This is a genomic window from Streptomyces tauricus, assembly GCF_014650955.1.
GTDB lineage: Bacteria > Actinomycetota > Actinomycetes > Streptomycetales > Streptomycetaceae > Streptomyces > Streptomyces tauricus.
Genome location: NZ_BMVY01000007.1, coordinates 152812 through 169171, shown reverse-complemented (window position 1 = coordinate 169171; position 16360 = coordinate 152812). Strand labels below are relative to the sequence as shown.

Annotated in this window: 13 protein-coding genes; 5 read left to right on the top strand and 8 right to left on the bottom strand. The window is 72.4% G+C overall.

The window, feature by feature from the left end; genetic code table 11:
* Positions 1-82: 82 nt before the first annotated feature.
* Entirely contained in the window at positions 83-436 is a 354-nt protein-coding gene (locus tag IE278_RS14310) for a hypothetical protein (protein ID WP_189772284.1), read from the bottom strand.
* Positions 437-661: 225 nt separating this feature from the next.
* Here IE278_RS14310 and IE278_RS14305 point away from each other — a divergent pair, with 225 nt between their 5' ends.
* Positions 662-1366 (top strand): MerR family transcriptional regulator, encoded by a 705-nt coding sequence (locus tag IE278_RS14305; protein ID WP_189772283.1) that lies wholly within the window; start codon positions 662-664, stop codon positions 1364-1366.
* 3 nt (positions 1367-1369) lie between these two features.
* Here IE278_RS14305 and IE278_RS14300 read toward each other — a convergent pair whose 3' ends face one another.
* Positions 1370-2095 carry an SDR family NAD(P)-dependent oxidoreductase gene (locus IE278_RS14300; RefSeq protein ID WP_189772281.1) on the bottom strand — a complete coding sequence of 242 codons (726 nt, stop codon included), beginning with the start codon at positions 2093-2095 and terminating at the stop codon, positions 1370-1372.
* 196 nt (positions 2096-2291) lie between these two features.
* Here IE278_RS14300 and IE278_RS14295 point away from each other — a divergent pair, with 196 nt between their 5' ends.
* Genes IE278_RS14295 through IE278_RS14285 form a run of 3 tightly spaced genes read left to right on the top strand, consistent with a single transcriptional unit; the run spans position 2292 to position 5987 of the window.
* Entirely contained in the window at positions 2292-3362 is a 1071-nt protein-coding gene (locus tag IE278_RS14295; RefSeq protein ID WP_189772279.1) for an ABC transporter permease, read from the top strand.
* A gap of 23 nt (positions 3363-3385) precedes the next feature.
* A complete protein-coding gene (locus tag IE278_RS14290; RefSeq protein ID WP_189772277.1) occupies positions 3386-4456 on the top strand; it encodes a sugar ABC transporter substrate-binding protein in 1071 nt (356 codons plus the stop codon).
* Between the two features lies 1 nt (position 4457).
* Positions 4458-5987: a sugar ABC transporter ATP-binding protein gene (locus IE278_RS14285; protein WP_189772275.1), complete on the top strand. Its 1530-nt coding sequence runs from the start codon at positions 4458-4460 to the stop codon at positions 5985-5987.
* A 113-nt stretch (positions 5988-6100) separates the two neighbouring features.
* On the opposite strand, the gene IE278_RS14280 is transcribed toward IE278_RS14285, so the two are convergent.
* The 6 genes from IE278_RS14280 to IE278_RS14255 form a co-directional block, all read right to left on the bottom strand.
* Positions 6101-6835: an IclR family transcriptional regulator gene (locus IE278_RS14280; protein ID WP_189772273.1), complete on the bottom strand. Its 735-nt coding sequence runs from the start codon at positions 6833-6835 to the stop codon at positions 6101-6103.
* Positions 6836-6945: 110 nt separating this feature from the next.
* On the bottom strand, positions 6946-8571 hold the full coding sequence (locus IE278_RS14275; protein ID WP_189772271.1) for a thiamine pyrophosphate-binding protein: 1626 nt from the start codon (positions 8569-8571) through the stop codon (positions 6946-6948).
* Between the two features lie 299 nt (positions 8572-8870).
* On the bottom strand, positions 8871-11090 hold the full coding sequence (locus IE278_RS14270; RefSeq protein WP_189772269.1) for a 3-hydroxyacyl-CoA dehydrogenase NAD-binding domain-containing protein: 2220 nt from the start codon (positions 11088-11090) through the stop codon (positions 8871-8873).
* Between the two features lie 72 nt (positions 11091-11162).
* The gene (locus IE278_RS14265) at positions 11163-12377 is read right to left on the bottom strand and encodes an acetyl-CoA C-acetyltransferase (protein WP_189772267.1); all 1215 of its coding nucleotides are present in this window, start codon (positions 12375-12377) and stop codon (positions 11163-11165) included.
* Positions 12378-12418: 41 nt separating this feature from the next.
* Complete coding sequence (locus IE278_RS14260; RefSeq protein ID WP_189772265.1) at positions 12419-13561, bottom strand: acyl-CoA dehydrogenase family protein; 1143 nt, start codon at positions 13559-13561, stop codon at positions 12419-12421.
* Positions 13558-14769 carry a CaiB/BaiF CoA transferase family protein gene (locus IE278_RS14255; RefSeq protein WP_246570313.1) on the bottom strand — a complete coding sequence of 404 codons (1212 nt, stop codon included), beginning with the start codon at positions 14767-14769 and terminating at the stop codon, positions 13558-13560. The genes IE278_RS14260 and IE278_RS14255 overlap by 4 nt, the downstream gene beginning before the upstream one ends.
* A 328-nt stretch (positions 14770-15097) precedes the next feature.
* On the opposite strand from IE278_RS14255, the gene IE278_RS14250 reads away from it, so the two are divergent.
* Complete coding sequence (locus tag IE278_RS14250; protein WP_189772263.1) at positions 15098-16288, top strand: saccharopine dehydrogenase family protein; 1191 nt, start codon at positions 15098-15100, stop codon at positions 16286-16288.
* The last annotated feature ends 72 nt before the right edge of the window (positions 16289-16360 follow it).

The window sequence follows — 16360 nt, the reverse complement described above, 5'->3', positions numbered from 1 at the left end:
GGGCCTGCGCCCGGTGGGGCCGTGCGGGTTGGCTGCGGCTGGTCGCGCAGTTCCCCGCGCCCCTTACGGGGCCCCGCGGTCCTTACGGGGTGCGCCTGTTTCTGTGGGGGCCGTCCGCCGCCAGGTTCGAGGCCAGTTCCGAGACGGAGATACGGAGCTGGGTCTCGGCGGCGGCGCAGTGGGCCGCCCGGCGGGCCCGGCCCTCGGCCAGGATGGCGTCGCGCACACGGTGGCCCTCGGCGCGGGTGGCCGCGAGCGCCACGGCGTCCTCCTCGGGGGCCGGCGGACCGACCACGGCCGCCTCTTCGCGCGGCTCGTCGAACGTCTCCTCGCCCGCGTCGAGCGCGTCGAGCGCCTGCCGTATTCGGGGCAGCACCCGGCGGTAGAACAGCACGGCGACGACGAACAGCGGCAACGCCACGGGGACCATGGCCATGACTTACCCGATCATGTGTGCGCAGCAACGTGGATCTGCGCCACTATTGACCGGAACTCACCGTTTGGCGAACGCCTCTCAGCCCACGTGGGTGACAACGGGGGGTGCCGGCGGAGCCGGCCGTGTCATCGGTGGCGTTGCCGCGGGGAGCTTTCACAACGTAGGTGAGACAGCAATACTGTTTCACCGCGTCCGGTGGTGGGCGCCGTACGCGAAGGAGCAGGCATGGCGACGGACATCGGGGAGCCGGCACTCACCGTCGACGAGCTGGCCGCGCGGGCGGGTGTGACGGTGCGGACGGTGCGCTTCTACAGCACCAGAGGGCTGCTGCCGCCGCCCGTGATCGGGCCGCGCCGCGTGGGGCACTACAGCCAGGAGCATCTGGCACGGCTCGCGCTCATCGAGGAGCTGCAGCAGCAGGGGATGACCCTGGCCGGGATCGAGCGCTATCTGCAGCAGCTGCCGGACGGGCTCAGCGCCCAGGACCTGGCCATCCAGCGGGCCGTGGTGGCCTCCTGGGCGCCCGACACGGCGGAGGAGCTGAACCGGGCGGAGCTGGAGCGCCGGGCGGGGCGCTCACTCGGCCCGGAGGACCTGGACCGGCTCGCCGCGATGGGCGTCCTCAGGGAGACGGCGGGCCCGGACACGTACTACGTGGATCTCGGGCTGCTGCGGCTCGGTGTCCAGTTGCTCGACGTACCGCTGGCGCACGAGGCGATCCTGGCCGCGCGCACGGTCATGGTGAAGCACACGCGTGCCGCGGCCCATGAACTGTCCGTGCTGTTCCGGGACGAGGTGTCCGAGCACGAGTCCGTCGAGGCCGTGCGGGACCTGTCCGCGTACATGCAACCCCTGGTGGTGCAGGCCCTGCTGACGACCTTTCAGCGGTCGCTCAACGAGGAGCTGCGGGAATGGCTCAGGAACTCCTGACCCTCACAGGTAGGCCGAGCCGCCGGCCACGTTGAGGGTCTGGCCGGTCAGGAACCCGCTGCCCTCGTCGACCACGTACAGCAGGGTGGAGACGAGGTCGCACGGCTCCTGGGTCCTGGGGACGGCCTGCTGGGCGCGGACGTGCTCGAACCCGCCGTCCGCGCCGACCGTGCGCTCGGCGGTCCGCGTGCGGACCATGCTCGGCGCGATCGCGTTGACGGTGATGTCGTACGGCCCGAGCGCCGAGGCGAGCGCGCGGGTGAAGCCGATCAGCCCGGCCTTCGAGGCGGTGTACGCCACCATCGTGGGCGGCGCGGTGAGGACGGCGGCCGAGGCGATGTTCACGATGCGGCCCCAGCCCGCCGCCTTCAGGTACGGCAGCACCGCGCGGGCCATCAGGAACGGCGCCTCCACATTGACCCGCATCACCCGCCGCCACTCCTCGGGCGTGATGTCCTCGAAGTCCGACTCCGGGTAGACCCCCGCGTTGTTGACCAGGACGTGCAGGGTGCCGAACTGCTCCAGCACCTGCTCCAGGGCCCCGCCGATCTGCGTCTCGTCCGTGACGTCGGCGACCAGCTCCACATAGTCCAGAATGCGGTCGGCCGTCTCCGGCTGCGGAACCAGGTCGAGCCCCGCGACCCGGTAGCCACGGCCCGCGAGTGCGACGGCGAACTCCTGCCCGAGGCCCTGTGCCGCGCCGGTCACCAGGGCGGTACGCGTCTCCATGCGGCGAGTGTGATGACCCGTCAGGCGGCCTGCAAGGGGGCGTTTCCGGTCTGCGGAACGCACCCCGGAACAGTCGCCGACCGGGCCCCGGTGCCGGTCACTGTTCCATTCGCCGGAACGTCCTGGTTGCCGCGTACGCCCCGCGGGCCGACGCTGCGGGGCGGACCCAGCCGCCAGCGCTCCGGAGCCGTGCCCCATGACCGAGACCCACCGTGCCGTGGACGACGCCGAGCGCGCCCGCGCACAGGGCGGAAGAGGAGGACGGCGGTTCGGGCTGCCCGCGAACGGCCCTTGGGCGGCCCGGCTCTCGCCACGACGGCTCCCCGACGAACTCGGCGTCCTGGTCGTCCTCACGCTGCTCGTCGCCGGCATCGGCATCCCGTACCCCGACTTCCTCGACAGCGACAACCTGCTCACCACCGCCCACAACTCCGTCTACATCTCACTGATGGCGTGCGGCATGGTCTTCGCGCTGGCCATGCGCGAGGTCGACCTGTCCGTCGGCGGCAGCTACGCGATGTGCCTGGTCGTCGGAGCGCTGCTGATACGGGAAGGCGTGGAGCCCTGGCTGGCGGTCCCGGCGGTGCTGCTCACCGGGACCGCGCTGGGCGTCTTCAACGCGCTGGTCACCACCCTGCTGGCGCTGCCCTCGTTCATCGTCACGCTCGGCACCCTGATGCTGTTCCGGGGCGTCGGGCTCGCGCTCGCCGACGGCAAGCAGATCACCGATCTGCCGCTCGACGACTCGTTCTTCACCCTCGCGGGCGGCGACGCGGGCGGCGTGCCGTTCGCGCTGTGGGTGCTGCTCGCGGTGACGGCCGTCCTGACCGTGGTGCTCGCCCGTACCCGTTTCGGGTCCCGGGTACGGGCCATCGGGTCCAACCCCGACGCGGCCGCGTTCAGCGGCATCCCCGTCGTCCGTACGCGCGTCCAGGCCCTCGCGCTGTCCGGACTCACCACGGCCTGCGCGTCGGTGCTCGCGCTCGCGTACTACGGCGCAGGGGACCCGACGCTCGGCCAGGGGTACGAGCTGCAGGCCATCGCCGCCTGCATCATCGGCGGCACACCGCTGGCGGGCGGTCGCGGCTCGGTCGTCGGGGCGGTGGCCGGCGCGCTGATCCTGTCCGTCGTCGCGTCCGGCCTCGTGTTCTTCGAAGTACCCATCAACTGGACGTCGTTCGCGACCGGCGCGGTGATCCTCGTCGCGGTCGCGGCGGACAGCGTTCTGCGCCGCACAGGACGCCGCCGAGAAAGCCGCAGACACTGACGTCACCGCACCTGGAGGCCCTGATGCACCCCCGATTCCGTACCCTGTCCGGCGCCCTCGGCGCGCTGGTGCTCCTCTGCGCCACCGGCTGCGGCAACGACGACGACTCCGGCGGCGGGAGCGGCGGGAAGCTCGACATGGGGATCGCGGTGGCCAACATCAGTCTCAACTTCGCGCACGAGATGGTGCTCGGCGCCGAGAGCGCCGCCGACCACGCGGGGAACGTGAACTTCAAGGCCGTCGGACCGCCCAACACGGACGGCCCGGCGGAGGTCCAGCTCTTCCAGAACCTCACCACCGTCGCCGAGGACGGCATCGTCCTGGAGAACCTGGACCCGCCGATCTTCACCCGGCCCGCCGCCCGCGCCGTCGACAAGGGCATCCCGGTCGTCGCCCTGGACACCTCCCCCACCGACGGCAGCAAGGTCACCTTCTACGTGGGCAACGACAACTACGCGCTGGGCGAGCTGATGGCCCAGGAGGCGCTGAAGCGGCTGGGCGACGACCCCGAGGGGGAGATCGTCGTCGGGGTGCCGAACCCCGGGACTCCGGTGCTCGACAACCGGGCCGAGGGCATCGCCGACACGTTCGAGAAGGAGGCGCCGGGCGTGAAGGTGCTCGGCCCCTTCCAGACGTACAGCGATCCCGGTCAGAACCACAGTTCCTGGGCCTCGCAGGTCGCCGCGCACCCCGAGGCGCTCGCCTTCCTCGGTGTCGGGGACGCCGACAGCTACAACCTCGCGAAGATCAAGAAGGAGAAGAACGGGAAGTGGCTGACGGCCGGCTTCGACGTCGACCCCAAGACCCTCGACGCGGTCGAGGACGGCTCGAACTTCGTCACCATCGACCCCCAGCACTTCCTCAAGGGCTATCTCTCCACGGCGATACTGATCGAGTCCGTGCGGGAGAACGACGGGAAGCTGCCCGACGGCTGGTTCCTGTCCCCCGGCGGTGTCGTGGACTCCTCCAACATCGACGCGGTCACGGCACGGCAGAAGTCCCCCAAGGCCGCGTACGACTGGTACGAGCCGGTGATCGACAAGCTGCTCGGCGACCAGGAGGCACAGCTCAAGCCGTTGCGGGACGCGCGCTGAGATGCGTCACGAGGACATGCTGACCGCGCGGTCACTGGTCAAGTCGTACGGCGGGGTACGGGCCCTGGACGGGGCGGACATCCGGCTGCGGGGCGGCGAGGTGCACGCTCTGGTCGGGGAGAACGGGGCGGGCAAGTCGACCCTCGTGCGGATCCTGTCGGGCACGCTGGCGGCGGACGAGGGATCGGTGCGGCTCGCGGACCGGGCGAGGGAGGGCGGGATCGCCGTCGTCTCCCAGGAGTTGAGCCTCTTCCCCGATCTGACCGTCCGGGAGAACCTCTTCCCGCACCGCCCGCCGCGCCGCTTCGGACTGCTCGACCGGGGCGCGATGGACCGCGCGGCCCGGCCCGTCCTGGCCGAGCTGGGGCTCGACGTCGCCCCTGGCGCCCTGCTCGGCGAACTGCCGCTGGCCGACCAGCAGTTGACGGAGGTCGCGCGGGCGCTGCTGCGCCGGCCGCGCGTCCTGGTCCTCGACGAGCCCACCTCCGCGCTGCCGGCCGCTGCCGTGAACCGCCTCGAACAGGTCCTGCGCACCCTCACCGGGCGGGGCATCGCGGTCCTGTACGTCACCCACTTCCTGGAGGAGGTGATGCGCTTCGCCCACCGCGTGACGGTACTGCGGGACGGCCGGGTCACCCTGGCCGGTGTACGGGGCGAGGAGATCGGCGTACCCGACCTGGTGAAGGCGATGCTGGGCGCCGCGCCACCGCCTCCGGTACGCCGTGAGCGCGCCCCGGCCGACGGGCCGCCGCCGGTCGTGCTCTCCCAGGTGTGCGTCCCGGGACGGCTGACGGACGTGACGTTCACCGTGCGCGCGGGCGAGGTGGTGGGGGTGGCCGGGCTGCAAGGGGCGGGCCATCTCGACGCGCTGGCGGTGGTGTGCGGGCGTACGGCCATCTCGGCGGGCCGGGTCGGCGTCGGCGACCGGGGCCTCCCGCGCTCCCTGCGCGACGCGATCCGGGCGGGGGTGGCCTTCGTGCCGAGCGACCGGAAACGGTTCGGGCTGATGACCGACCGTACGGTGTGGGAGAACACCACGGCGGTGAGCTGGCTGGCGCTCGGCCGGGGCGGTGTCATACCGTCCCGCGCCGAACTCGTACGCCGGACGGCCGACTTGACGGGACGGTTACGGCTGCGGGGCGGCCCGCACGACGTGGTGGCCCAGTTGTCGGGCGGCAACCAGCAGAAGGTCGTCTTCGCCAAATGGCTGGCCACGGACCCGCGCATCGTCGTCCTGGACGACCCCACGCGCGGTGTCGACGTGGGGGTGCGGGCCGAAATGCACGCGATCGTGGGCGAGTTGGCGGCGGGCGGTGCGGCGGTCCTGGTCGCGTCGACCGACCTGGCCGAACTGACCGAGGTCTGCGACCGCGTACTGGTCTTCGTGCGGGGGCGGATCACCGCGGAGGTGAGCGGCGGACGGCTCACCGAACACGGGCTGGCGGCGGCGATGCAGTCGGGGGCGGATGCGCGGAGCGACGGGTCCGGAGGGCCCGGGACTCCCGAGATTGCCGGGGATCCCGGGAGTTGACCCCCGGGACCGGGAGCCCCGGGACTGCCGGGACTACCGGGAATCCCGCGAGTTGACGCCCCCGCGTTCGTACGCCCGACCCGACCGGTCCGTCCGGTCGGCCGGGTCGGCCGTCACGCGGACAGTTTCCGGGTCAGGGCGCGGGCCGCCGCGCACACCCGTGCACCGACGCGGTCCACGTCGAGACGGCGGGTGCCACCGGTCACGGAGAGGGCGGCGACCGGACGGGGGTCCCGCGCGTACACCGGGGCCGCCACGGCCGAGACACCGACCTCGGCCTCCTCCAGATTGACGCCGAAACCCCGGGCACGCGTGCGGGCGAGATCGCGGGCGAGCTGGCCCGGCAGGACGAGGGAGCGAGGCGTGAGGCGCGCCAGGGACGGGCCGGGCGGCCGGGGGTCGTGGGCCAGGAAGACCTTCCCCGTGGCGGTGCAGTGGGCCGGCAGGCGGCCCCCGGTGCGCGAGACGATCGGTGTGGCACGGCGGCCGGTGAGCTTTTCCACGAAGAGCGTGTCGGGTCCGTCGGGGACGGCCAGGTGCACGTTCTCGCCCGTCGCCTCGTACAGGTCGCCGAGGAACGGCAGTGCCACGTCCCGCAGTTCGCGCGCGGAGGGCGCCGACTGGCCGAGGACGAAGAGCGCGAGCCCGATGCGGTAACGGCCGTCCGGGGCGCGTTCCATGAGTCCCAGCCGGACCAGCTCGGCCAGCATCCGGTGCGCGGTCGGCTTGGGCAGCCCCGTGCACAGCGACAGCTCGGCCAGGCTCCGCGAGCCCTCCGACTCGCCGCAGGCGCGCAGCAGCGCCGCACCGCGCGCGAGCACCGACTTCGGCACCTGACCTTCCGTCATGGACCGATGGTCGGGCCCCGGCAGGCGGGTGACAAGGTGCGGGTCCCTGTGAGTAGCCGCCGGCCGGCTCCCTGCGAGGGGTGCGCCGTCACGCGGCGGCCCGCGCGCACCTACCGCAGGGGTACGTCGACGAGCATCGGCCGGGTCAACTCACCGGCGCCCGCGACGAGTTCGCGGAGCTGGTCCGCGCTGCCCACCCGCACGGCGTCGACCCCGAAGAACCGGGCCGCCTGGGTGAAGTCGAGCCGCCCCAGCTCGGTGCCGGGGCAGGTCCCGGTGCCGCCTCTGGCCTCGTAGGTGTCCTGGAGGGTCCGGTAGGCGCCGTTGCTCATCACCACGAACAGCACGGGAGCGGCGTACCGTGCCGCGCTCCACAGGCCCTGGAGGCCGAAGAGGGCGCAGCCGTCGCCGAGGACGGCGACCACGGGCCGGCCCGGTTCGGCCAGGGCCCGGCCGACCGCGGCGCCGATCCCCCAGCCGAGGCCACCGCCGACGGTGTGCGTATAGCTGCCGGGCCGGTCGAGGTGGACGAGTCTGCGGAGCAGCAGGCCCACCGTGATGGCCTCTTCGACGACGGCCGTGCCGGGTGGCAGTCCGCGCGCCACGGCGTGTGCGGCGGCCCAGGGAGCCAGCGGTGCCGGGGAGTACGCGGCGCGCGCGGCGGCCTCCGTACGCTTGCGTTCGGCCGTGTGCCGGTCGCCGGCGCGCAGCACTCTTGTCTTCGCCGTGTGTTCGGGGATCTGCTCGGGCAGCAGTTCGGCGAGCCGGTCGAGGGAGGGCCCGAGTGCGCCCACGAGGCCGTGGTCGGCGGGGAAGTTGCGGCCGATCTCGTCCGGGTCCGAGTCGAGCTGGACGACGGTGATGCCGGGCGGCAGGGCGGGGCCGGGGGTGTAGTGGTGCGGCGTGAAGGCGTGCGCCCCCACGATGAGCAGGGTGTCGTACGGGTCGAGCGCGGCCCGGATCGCGTCGTGCCGCGGTGGCAGCATCCCCGCGTACAGGGGGTGGGTGGTCGGGAAGTTCAGGAAGTCCGCCATCGGCTGGTGGTGCACGGGTGCCCCGCAGGCCTCGGCGGTGCGCACCAGCGCGGTCGTGGCGCTCTCGCGGCCCACGCCGTCCCCCGCGACGATCACGGGCCGCGCCCCGCCGCCGAGGAGGACGGCGGCCCGGTCGAGTCCGCCGGCCGGCGCGGGTCTGGGTGTCGGCGTACGGGCGGGGACCTCGACCTCGGTGTCCTCCATCAGCAGGTCCATGGGCACGGACACGAGCACGGGTCCGGCGGGCGGCCGGGTGGCCAGCGCGAAGGCGCGGCGCAGCGCGAGGGGCAGGTCGTGGGCGTGCTGGATGTCGTACGCGGCTTTCACGGCGGGTGCGGCGAGCATGACGAGGTCGGCGCTGAGCATGGGGTCCTGCTGGAGGTGGCGGCGGTCCTGCTGGCCGGCCATCACCACGAGGGGGGTGCGCGAGCGGCGGGCGTTGAGCAGGCCGACGAGTCCGTTGGCGAGGCCGGCCGCGATGTGCAGGGTGACGAAGGCGGTCCTGCCGGTGGCGCGGGCGTAGCCGTCGGCCATGGAGACGACCGCGCCCTCGTGGACACCGAGGATGTACTCGGGTGCCTGTTCGGTGTCCACGAGGGCTGCCAGGAACGGCAGTTCGGTGGTGCCGGGGTTGCCGAAGACGCGGTCCACGCCCTCGCCGCGCAGGATGTCGAGCAGGGCGGGGGCGGGGCGGCGACCCATCGGTGGCTCCTCGTGGGGGACGGGGACCGGTCGCCGGTCAGCGTGAGGGAAATGTCCCCCGGGGGGCAAGAGTCGCGTACCACTCAGCGATACTCGGTGCTCCCGCCGCTCGGCCGTGTTCGTCGGCGGCGCCCTCGTGGCTGGTCGCGTCCACGCGGAGGAGCCGCACAGGTCACGGCCCCGCGCCCCTGAGGGCGAAAAGCCGGGCAGCAGCCCCGCTTTTCAGGGGCGCGGGGAACTGCGCACCCGGCCACGACGGACCCGCGGACGACAACGCCCCCGCCCCTGGGAGAGGCCCGTCACCGGTCGGTGAAGCGCTCCCCCTTCTCCGCCTTGGCGACGAGCAACGCGGGCGGCGCGAACCGCTCCCCGTACCGCTCGGCCAGCTCCCGCGCGCGGGCCACGAACGCGGGCAGCCCGGTGCCGGACCCGTCACCGCTCTCGTAGCCGTTGATGTACTGCAGGACGCCGCCCGTCCAGCCGGGGAAGCCGATCCCGAAGATGGACCCGATGTTGGCGTCGGCGACCGAGGTCAGGACGCCCTCCTCCAGGAGGCGGACGGTGTCCAGTGCCTCGGAGAAGAGCATGCGCTCCTGCATGTCCTTGAACGGCACGGTCTCGGCGGAGGTACCGGCACCCTCGCGGGTGAAGTGCTCCCGCAGTCCGGGCCACAGCCCCGCCCGCTTGCCGTCCGGCCCGTACTCGTAGAAGCCCGCGCCGCCGCTGCGCCCGGTGCGGCCGAACTCGTCGACCATGCGGTCGATGACGACGTCGGCGGGGTGCGTCACCCATGTGCCGCCCGCCTCCTCGACGGCCCGCTTCGACTCGGCGCGGATCTTGCGGGGCAGGGTGAGCGTCAGCTCGTCCATCAGGGAGAGCACCTTGGCCGGGTAGCCGGCCTGGGCGGCGGCCTGCTCGACGGAGGCGGGCTCGATGCCCTCGCCGACCATCGCCACGCCCTCGTTGATGAAGTGCCCGATGACCCGGGAGGTGAAGAAGCCCCGTGAGTCGTTGACGACGATCGGGGTCTTCCTGATCTGCCGTACGAGGTCGAAGGCGCGCGCCAGGGCCTCGTCGCCCGTCCGCTCGCCCTTGATGATCTCGACGAGCGGCATCTTGTCGACGGGCGAGAAGAAGTGCAGTCCGACGAAGTCGCCCTGCCGCTCGACGCCCTCGGCGAGCGCGGTGATCGGCAGGGTGGAGGTGTTGGAGCAGAGCAGCGCGTCGGGCTCGACGATGTGCTGGATCTCCTGGAACACCTTGTGCTTGAGCGCCGGGTCCTCGAAGACGGCCTCGATGACGGCGTCGCAGCCCGCCACGTCCTGCGGGTCGGCGGTGGGCGTGATGCGGGCGAGCAGCGCGTCCGCCTTCTCCTGGCTCGTACGGCCGCGGGAGACGGCCTTGGCGCAGAGCTTCTCGGAGTAGTTCTTGCCCTTCGCGGCGGCCTCGGCGGACACGTCCTTGAGGACGACGTCGATGCCCGCGCGGGCGCACGAGTACGCGATGCCGGCGCCCATCATCCCGGCCCCGAGGACGGCGACCTTGCGGACCTGGCGGGGCTCGACGCCCTTGGGCCGGTTGGCGCCGGAGTTGACGGCCTGGAGGTCGAAGAAGAACGCCTGGATCATGTTCTTGGAGGTCTGGCCCGCGGCCAGTTCCACGAAGTAGCGCGCCTCGATGACCTGCGCGGTCTCGAAGTCGACCTGGGAGCCCTCGACGGCCGCCGCGAGGATGTTGCGCGGCGCCGGGTAGGGCGCGCCGCCGGTCTGCTTGCGCAGGTTGGCGGGGAAGGCGGGCAGGTTCGCCGCGAACTTCGGGTTGGACGGGGTGCCGCCCGGGATGCGGTAGCCGGGCTTGTCCCAGGGCTGGCTCGACTCGGGGTTGGCGTCGATGAAGGCGCGGGCCTTGGCCAGCATCTCCTCCTGGGTGGCCGCCACTTCGTGGACGAGGCCGTTCTCCAGGGCGCGCCGCGGGCTGTACTGGGTGCCCTGGAGGAGCACCTTGAGGAGCGCGTCGGCGATACCGAGGAGGCGTACGGTCCTGACGACACCGCCGCCTCCGGGCAGCAGGCCGAGCGTGACCTCGGGGCAGCCGATCTTGGAGCCGGGCGCGTCCAGGGCGACCCGGTGGTGGCAGGCCAGCGCGATCTCGTAACCGCCGCCCAGGGCCGCGCCGTTCATGGCGGCGACGACGGGCTTGCCGAGCGTCTCGATGCGGCGCAGATCGCGCTTGATGGCGAGGCCGCCGTCGAGGAGCTGCTGGGCGGTCTCGGGGGTGACCCGGATGAGGTCGCGCAGGTCGCCGCCCGCGAAGAAGGTCTTCTTGGCGGAGGTGAAGACGATGCCGCGGATGGCCGCGGGGTCGGCCCGCACCTCGGCTTCCAGGCGGTCGGCGATCGCGGTGAGCGACTGCCGGAACGCCTGGTTCATGGTGTTCGCGGACTGGCTGGGATCGTCGAGTACCAGGGTGACGACACCGGTGTCGTCCTGTTCCCAGCGGATGGTGGTGCTCTCGGTCATGAGGGTTTTCTCCGTAGAAGTCCGGGGCTCACTGAAGTCCGGGGGCCGCTGAAGTCCGGGGCCGCTGGGGAGTTACAGGCGCTCGACGATCGTCGCGATGCCCATGCCGCCGCCCACGCACAGCGTGGCGAGGCCGAACCGCTTGTCCTGGCGCTCCAGTTCGTCGACGAGCGTGCCGAGGATCATCGCGCCGGTGGCGCCGAGCGGGTGGCCCAGCGCGATCGCGCCGCCGTTGACGTTGACCTTGTCCAGGGACAGGCCCATGTCCCGGGCGAACCGCAGGACGACCGCCGCGAAGGCCTCGTTGATCTCGACGAGGTCGATGTCGTCGATGGTCAGCCCGGCCTTGGCGAGCGCCTTGCGGGTGGCGGGCGCGGGCCCGGTCAGCATGATGGTGGGCTCGGAGCCGGAGACGGCCGCGGAGACGATCCGCGCGCGCGGGGTGAGCCCGTACCGCTCGCCGACCTCCTTGGAGCCGACGGCGACCAGGGAGGCGCCGTCCACGATCCCGGAGGAGTTGCCGGCGTGGTGGACGTGGTCGATCTTCTCCACCCAGTGGTACTTCTGCAGCGCCACGGCGTCGAAGCCGCCCAGGTCTCCGATGTCGGCGAACGACGGCTTGAGCTTGCCCAGCGAGTCGGCGGTGGTGCCGGGGCGCGGGTGCTCGTCGTGGTCGAGGACGACGAGTCCGTTGCGGTCCCTCACGGGGACGACGGACTTCGCGAAACGGCCGTCCTTCGCGGCCTCGGCGGCGCGCTCCTGGGACAGCGCCGCGTACTCGTCGACATCGCGGCGGGAGAAGCCCTCGATGGTGGCGATGAGGTCGGCGCCGATGCCCTGGGGTACGAAGTCGGTGGCGATGTTGGTCATGGGGTCGGCGAACCAGGCGCCGCCGTCGGAGGCCATCGGCACCCGGGACATCGACTCGACGCCGCCCGCGAGGACGAGGTCCTCCCAGCCCGAACGGACCTTCATCGCGGCGAGGTTGACGGCTTCCAGACCCGACGCACAGAAGCGGTTCTCCTGGACGCCGGCCACGGTGTCGGGCAGCCCGGCGGCGATGGCCGAGATACGGGCGATGTCGGAGCCCTGGTCGCCGACCGGTCCGACGACACCGAGCACGATGTCGTCGATGGCGGCCGGGTCGAGTCCGGGGAAGCGGGCCTGGATCTCGTGGATGAGCCCGACGACCAGGTCGACGGGCTTGGTGCCGTGCAGGGCGCCGTTCGCCTTGCCGCGGCCGCGCGGGGTGCGGATCGCGTCGTACACGTACGCTTCGGTGGTCACTCTTCAAGCCTTTCAGGAGGAGCCCGGGGGCACTGGGCGGGTCAGCCGAGCAGGGAACGGCCGATGATCTCCTTCATGATCTCGGTCGTCCCGCCGTAGATGGTCTGGATGCGGCCGTCGGTGAAGGCCCTGGCGACGCGGTACTCCGTCATGTAGCCGTAGCCGCCGTGCAGTTGGAGGCAGCGGTCCGCGACGCGTTTCTGCAGTTCGGTGGCCCACCACTTGGCCATCGAGGCGTGTACGGCGTCGAGTTCGCCCGCTGTGTGGTCGACGATGCACCGGTCGAGGAACGTCCGGGTGACGGCGCACTCGGTGGCCATCTCGGCTATCTCGAAGCGGATGTGCTGGAGCTTGGACAGCGGCCGTCCGAAGGCCTCGCGCTCCTTGACGTACTCGGTGGTGATCTCCAGCAGGTACTCGGCGGCGGCGATCCCGGCGACGGCGATCCCCATCCGCTCCTGCGCGAGGTTCGTCATCAGGTGCACGAAGGCGCCGTTCAGCTCACCGAGCAGGTTCTCCTTCGGGACGCGTACGTCGGTGAAGAACAGCTCCGCGGTGTCCTGGGCCTTCTGGCCGATCTTGTCGAGGTTGCGGCCTCGTTCGAAGCCCTCCGTGCCGCGCTCGACGACGAGCAGGGAGAGGCCCTTCGCGCCTCCCTCGGGGGTCGTCCGCGCGACGACGATCACGAGGTCGGCCAGGATGCCGTTCGAGATGAAGGTCTTGGAGCCGTTGAGCAGCCAGTGGTCGCCCCGGTCCTCGGCGTGCGTCCTGATGCCCTGGAGGTCCGATCCGGCGCCGGGCTCGGTCATCGCGATGGCCGTGATCAGGGAGCCGTCGCAGAAACCGGGCAGCCAGCGCCGCTTCTGCTCCTCGGTGCCGAGCCCCGTCAGGTAGGGCCCGATGATGTCGTTGTGCAGTCCGAGGGCGAGCCCGGCGGCTCCCGCACGGGTGAACTCCTCGGCGAGCACCGCGCTGTAGCGGAAGTCGGCGTCTCCGCCGCCCCCGTACTCCTCGGGGACGGCGAGGCCGAGCAGGCCCTGCCGGCCTGCCGCGAGCCAGGCCTCGCGCGAGACGATGCCGTCCTTCTCCCACTGCTCGTAGTGCGGGAGCACCTCCTTGGCGAGGAAGGTGCGGACGGTCTCGCGGAACGCCTCGTGCTCGGGCGTGAAGATCTGCCGCTTCATGCGGGGGTGCCCTTCGGTTCGGGAGCGCCCATGGGTTCCGGGGTGCCCTTCAGTTCGGGAATGTCTTCCAGCAGGTCCGGTACGTCCCAGTCGCGGGCCACGTCGGCGGTGCCGGTGCCCGGCAGGGCGGGCCCGCCGCGGACGGTGGTGGGGGTGGCGGAGAAACGGGGTGCGGGGGCGGGCTGGGTGATGCCGCCGTGGTCGGTGAAGGTGCCGCGGGCCGCGAGGTGCGGGTGGTGCGGCGCCTCGCGCAGCGACAGCACGGGCGCCACGCACGCGTCGGAGCCGTCGAAGACCGCCGTCCACTCGTCGCGCGTACGGGCTTTGAAGCGGGCCGCGACCGCCTCGCGCAGCTCGCCCCAGCGGGACAGGTCCTTGCGCGCGGAGGCGTACTCCCCGAGGCCCAGCAGCTCGGTGAACTCGTCGTAGAACTGCCCCTCCAGCGCGCCGACCGCCATGTAGCCGCCGTCGGCCGTCTCGTACGTGCCGTAGTACGGGCAGCCGCCGTCCAGGAGGTTGGCGCCGCGCCGGTCCTGCCAGCCGCCCGCGGCGAGCATGCCGTGGATCATCGAGGAGAGGTGGGCCGTGCCGTCCACGATCGCCGCGTCCACGACCTGTCCGGCGCCGGTCGCGCGCGCGTGGTGCAGTGCGGCGAGGACGCCCACGACGAGGTACAGGGAGCCGCCCGCGTAGTCCCCGACGAGGTTCGCGGGGACGGCCGGCGGCTCGTCCGGGGCACCGATCATGCCGAGGGTGCCGGTCACGGCGATGTACGCGATGTCGTGCCCGGCGCGCGGGGCGAGCGGTCCGTCCTGGCCCCAGCCGGTCATACGTCCGTAGACGAGTCCCGGATTGCGGGCGTGGCAGGCCTCGGGGCCGATGCCGAGGCGCTCGGCGACGCCCGGACGGAAGCCCTCGACGAGGATGTCGGCCCGCTCGGCCAGCGCGAGGACGCGCTCGGCGCCGTCGGCCGCCTTGAGGTCGACGATCACCGAGCGCTTGTTGCGGTTGGTGATGTCGCAGGCGGGGTCGATCGCGAGGGAGCCGCCGTTCGGCCGGTCCACGCGGACGACGTCCGCGCCCAGATCGGCCAGGAGCATGGCGGCGAACGGGCCGGGCCCGATGCCCGCCAGCTCGACCACGCGCACCCCGGCCAGCGGGCCGTGCCCCGCTGTTCCTGCCGTTCCCGCCGCTGCCGCCGCCGTCATCGAGCCCCCAGCACTGTGACACAACTGATGTAACATCAGTGATGTTAAGAACGCGTTCCACTTCGCACAAGCCCTTGGCGAGCAAGCGCTCAGTCAATTCTGCTACCCGACCTGGTGCCGCGGGGCGCCGAGCGCGGGTCACCGGCCGCCGGGCGTCGGCGGCGGGCGCGGGTCACAGCGCGGGCGACGAGCGCGGCCCGGCGGGCTCAGACCGGGTGGACGCGGCGGCCCAGCCCGGCCCCTGCGGCGGGGTCCTGGTTCGGCTCCTCGTACCTCACGCTAGCCTCGGCCACCGACAACGGCGCGGGCTGAACGGCTGAGAGGTGCCATGAGCAGGCAGGACAGGACCGAGCGCGCGTACGACATCGTGCTCTTCGGAGCCACGGGCTTCGTCGGAAGGCTCACCGCGGAGTACCTCGCCGCACACGCTCCCGAAGGGCTGCGCTGGGCGATCGCGGCCCGCGACACCGCGAAACTGGAACGGCTGCGGGACCGCCTGGCGGTGATCGACCCCGCTTGCGCGGAGCTGCCCGTGCTGCGGGCCGACGTCACCGATCCGGGCTCCCTGCGGGAACTCGCGGAGCACGCGCGCGTGGTGGCCACGACCGTCGGCCCCTACGTGGCGTACGGCGAGGAGCTGGTCGCCGCCTGCGCGGACGCCGGCACCGACTACCTGGATCTGTGCGGAGAGCCCGAGTTCGTGGACCTCATGTACGTGCGGCACGACGCACGCGCGCGTGAGACCGGTGCCCGGCTGGTGCACGCCGCCGGATTCGACTCGATCCCCCACGACCTGGGCGCGTACTTCACCGTGCGGCAGCTGCCCGAAGGGGTGCCGCTGACCGTGGACGGCTTCGTGCGGGTCGGGGCGATGTTCTCGGGCGGCACCTTCGCGTCCGCCCTCAACCAGTTCTCCCGCGGACGGCACATGATCGCCGCCGCGCGCGATCGCAGGCGGCACGAACCGCGTCTGGTCGGACGCCGGGCGTACGCGCCCCCGAGCGCCCCTCGCTACGCGAGGGAACTCGGCGCGTGGGCACTGCCGTTGCCCACCATCGACGCGCAGATCGTGCAACGGTCCGCGCGGGCGCTGGAACGGTACGGGCCCGACTTCCGCTACCGCCACTACGCGGCGGTCGAGACGCTGCCGTCGGCCGTGGGCGGGGCGGCCGGGGCCGGGGCCCTCTTCATGGCGGCGCAGGTGCCGCCCGTGCGGCGCTGGCTGTCGAACCGGTTCAAGCCGGGTGAGGGGCCGAGCGAGGAGAAGCGGGCCGCCAGCTGGTTCTCGGTGCGGTTCGTCGGCGAGGGCGGTGGGAAGCGGGTCTTCACCGAGGTGGCCGGCGGGGATCCCGGCTACGGGGACACCGCCAAGATGCTGGCCGAGTCCGCGTTGTGTCTCGCCTTCGACGAACTCCCTCCCACCTCGGGGCAGGTGACGACGGCCGTCGCCATGGGGGATCCGCTCATCGAGCGGCTGCGGGAGGCCGGGATCGGGTTCCGGGTCGCCGCGGTGCGGTGACGCTCCGCTGTTGGTGTGGGCGAGAGCGGGGGCGGGAGCGGGGGCGGCTGGATGGTGCGGCTCCGTCGGGGC

What these genes read in the sequence shown, in the direction of transcription:
- IE278_RS14275 (WP_189772271.1), bottom strand. Translation starts at nt 8,571, where the DNA reads ATGGGTCGCCGCCCCGCCCCCGCCCTGCTCGACATCCTGCGCGGCGAG.
- IE278_RS14270 (WP_189772269.1), bottom strand. Translation starts at nt 11,090, where the DNA reads ATGACCGAGAGCACCACCATCCGCTGGGAACAGGACGACACCGGTGTC.
- IE278_RS14305 (WP_189772283.1), top strand. Translation starts at nt 662, where the DNA reads ATGGCGACGGACATCGGGGAGCCGGCACTCACCGTCGACGAGCTGGCC.
- IE278_RS14250 (WP_189772263.1), top strand. Translation starts at nt 15,098, where the DNA reads ATGAGCAGGCAGGACAGGACCGAGCGCGCGTACGACATCGTGCTCTTC.
- IE278_RS14260 (WP_189772265.1), bottom strand. Translation starts at nt 13,561, where the DNA reads ATGAAGCGGCAGATCTTCACGCCCGAGCACGAGGCGTTCCGCGAGACC.
- IE278_RS14295 (WP_189772279.1), top strand. Translation starts at nt 2,292, where the DNA reads ATGACCGAGACCCACCGTGCCGTGGACGACGCCGAGCGCGCCCGCGCA.
- IE278_RS14310 (WP_189772284.1), bottom strand. Translation starts at nt 436, where the DNA reads ATGGCCATGGTCCCCGTGGCGTTGCCGCTGTTCGTCGTCGCCGTGCTG.
- IE278_RS14255 (WP_246570313.1), bottom strand. Translation starts at nt 14,769, where the DNA reads ATGACGGCGGCGGCAGCGGCGGGAACGGCAGGAACAGCGGGGCACGGC.
- IE278_RS14280 (WP_189772273.1), bottom strand. Translation starts at nt 6,835, where the DNA reads ATGACGGAAGGTCAGGTGCCGAAGTCGGTGCTCGCGCGCGGTGCGGCG.
- IE278_RS14300 (WP_189772281.1), bottom strand. Translation starts at nt 2,095, where the DNA reads ATGGAGACGCGTACCGCCCTGGTGACCGGCGCGGCACAGGGCCTCGGG.
- IE278_RS14290 (WP_189772277.1), top strand. Translation starts at nt 3,386, where the DNA reads ATGCACCCCCGATTCCGTACCCTGTCCGGCGCCCTCGGCGCGCTGGTG.
- IE278_RS14285 (WP_189772275.1), top strand. Translation starts at nt 4,458, where the DNA reads ATGCGTCACGAGGACATGCTGACCGCGCGGTCACTGGTCAAGTCGTAC.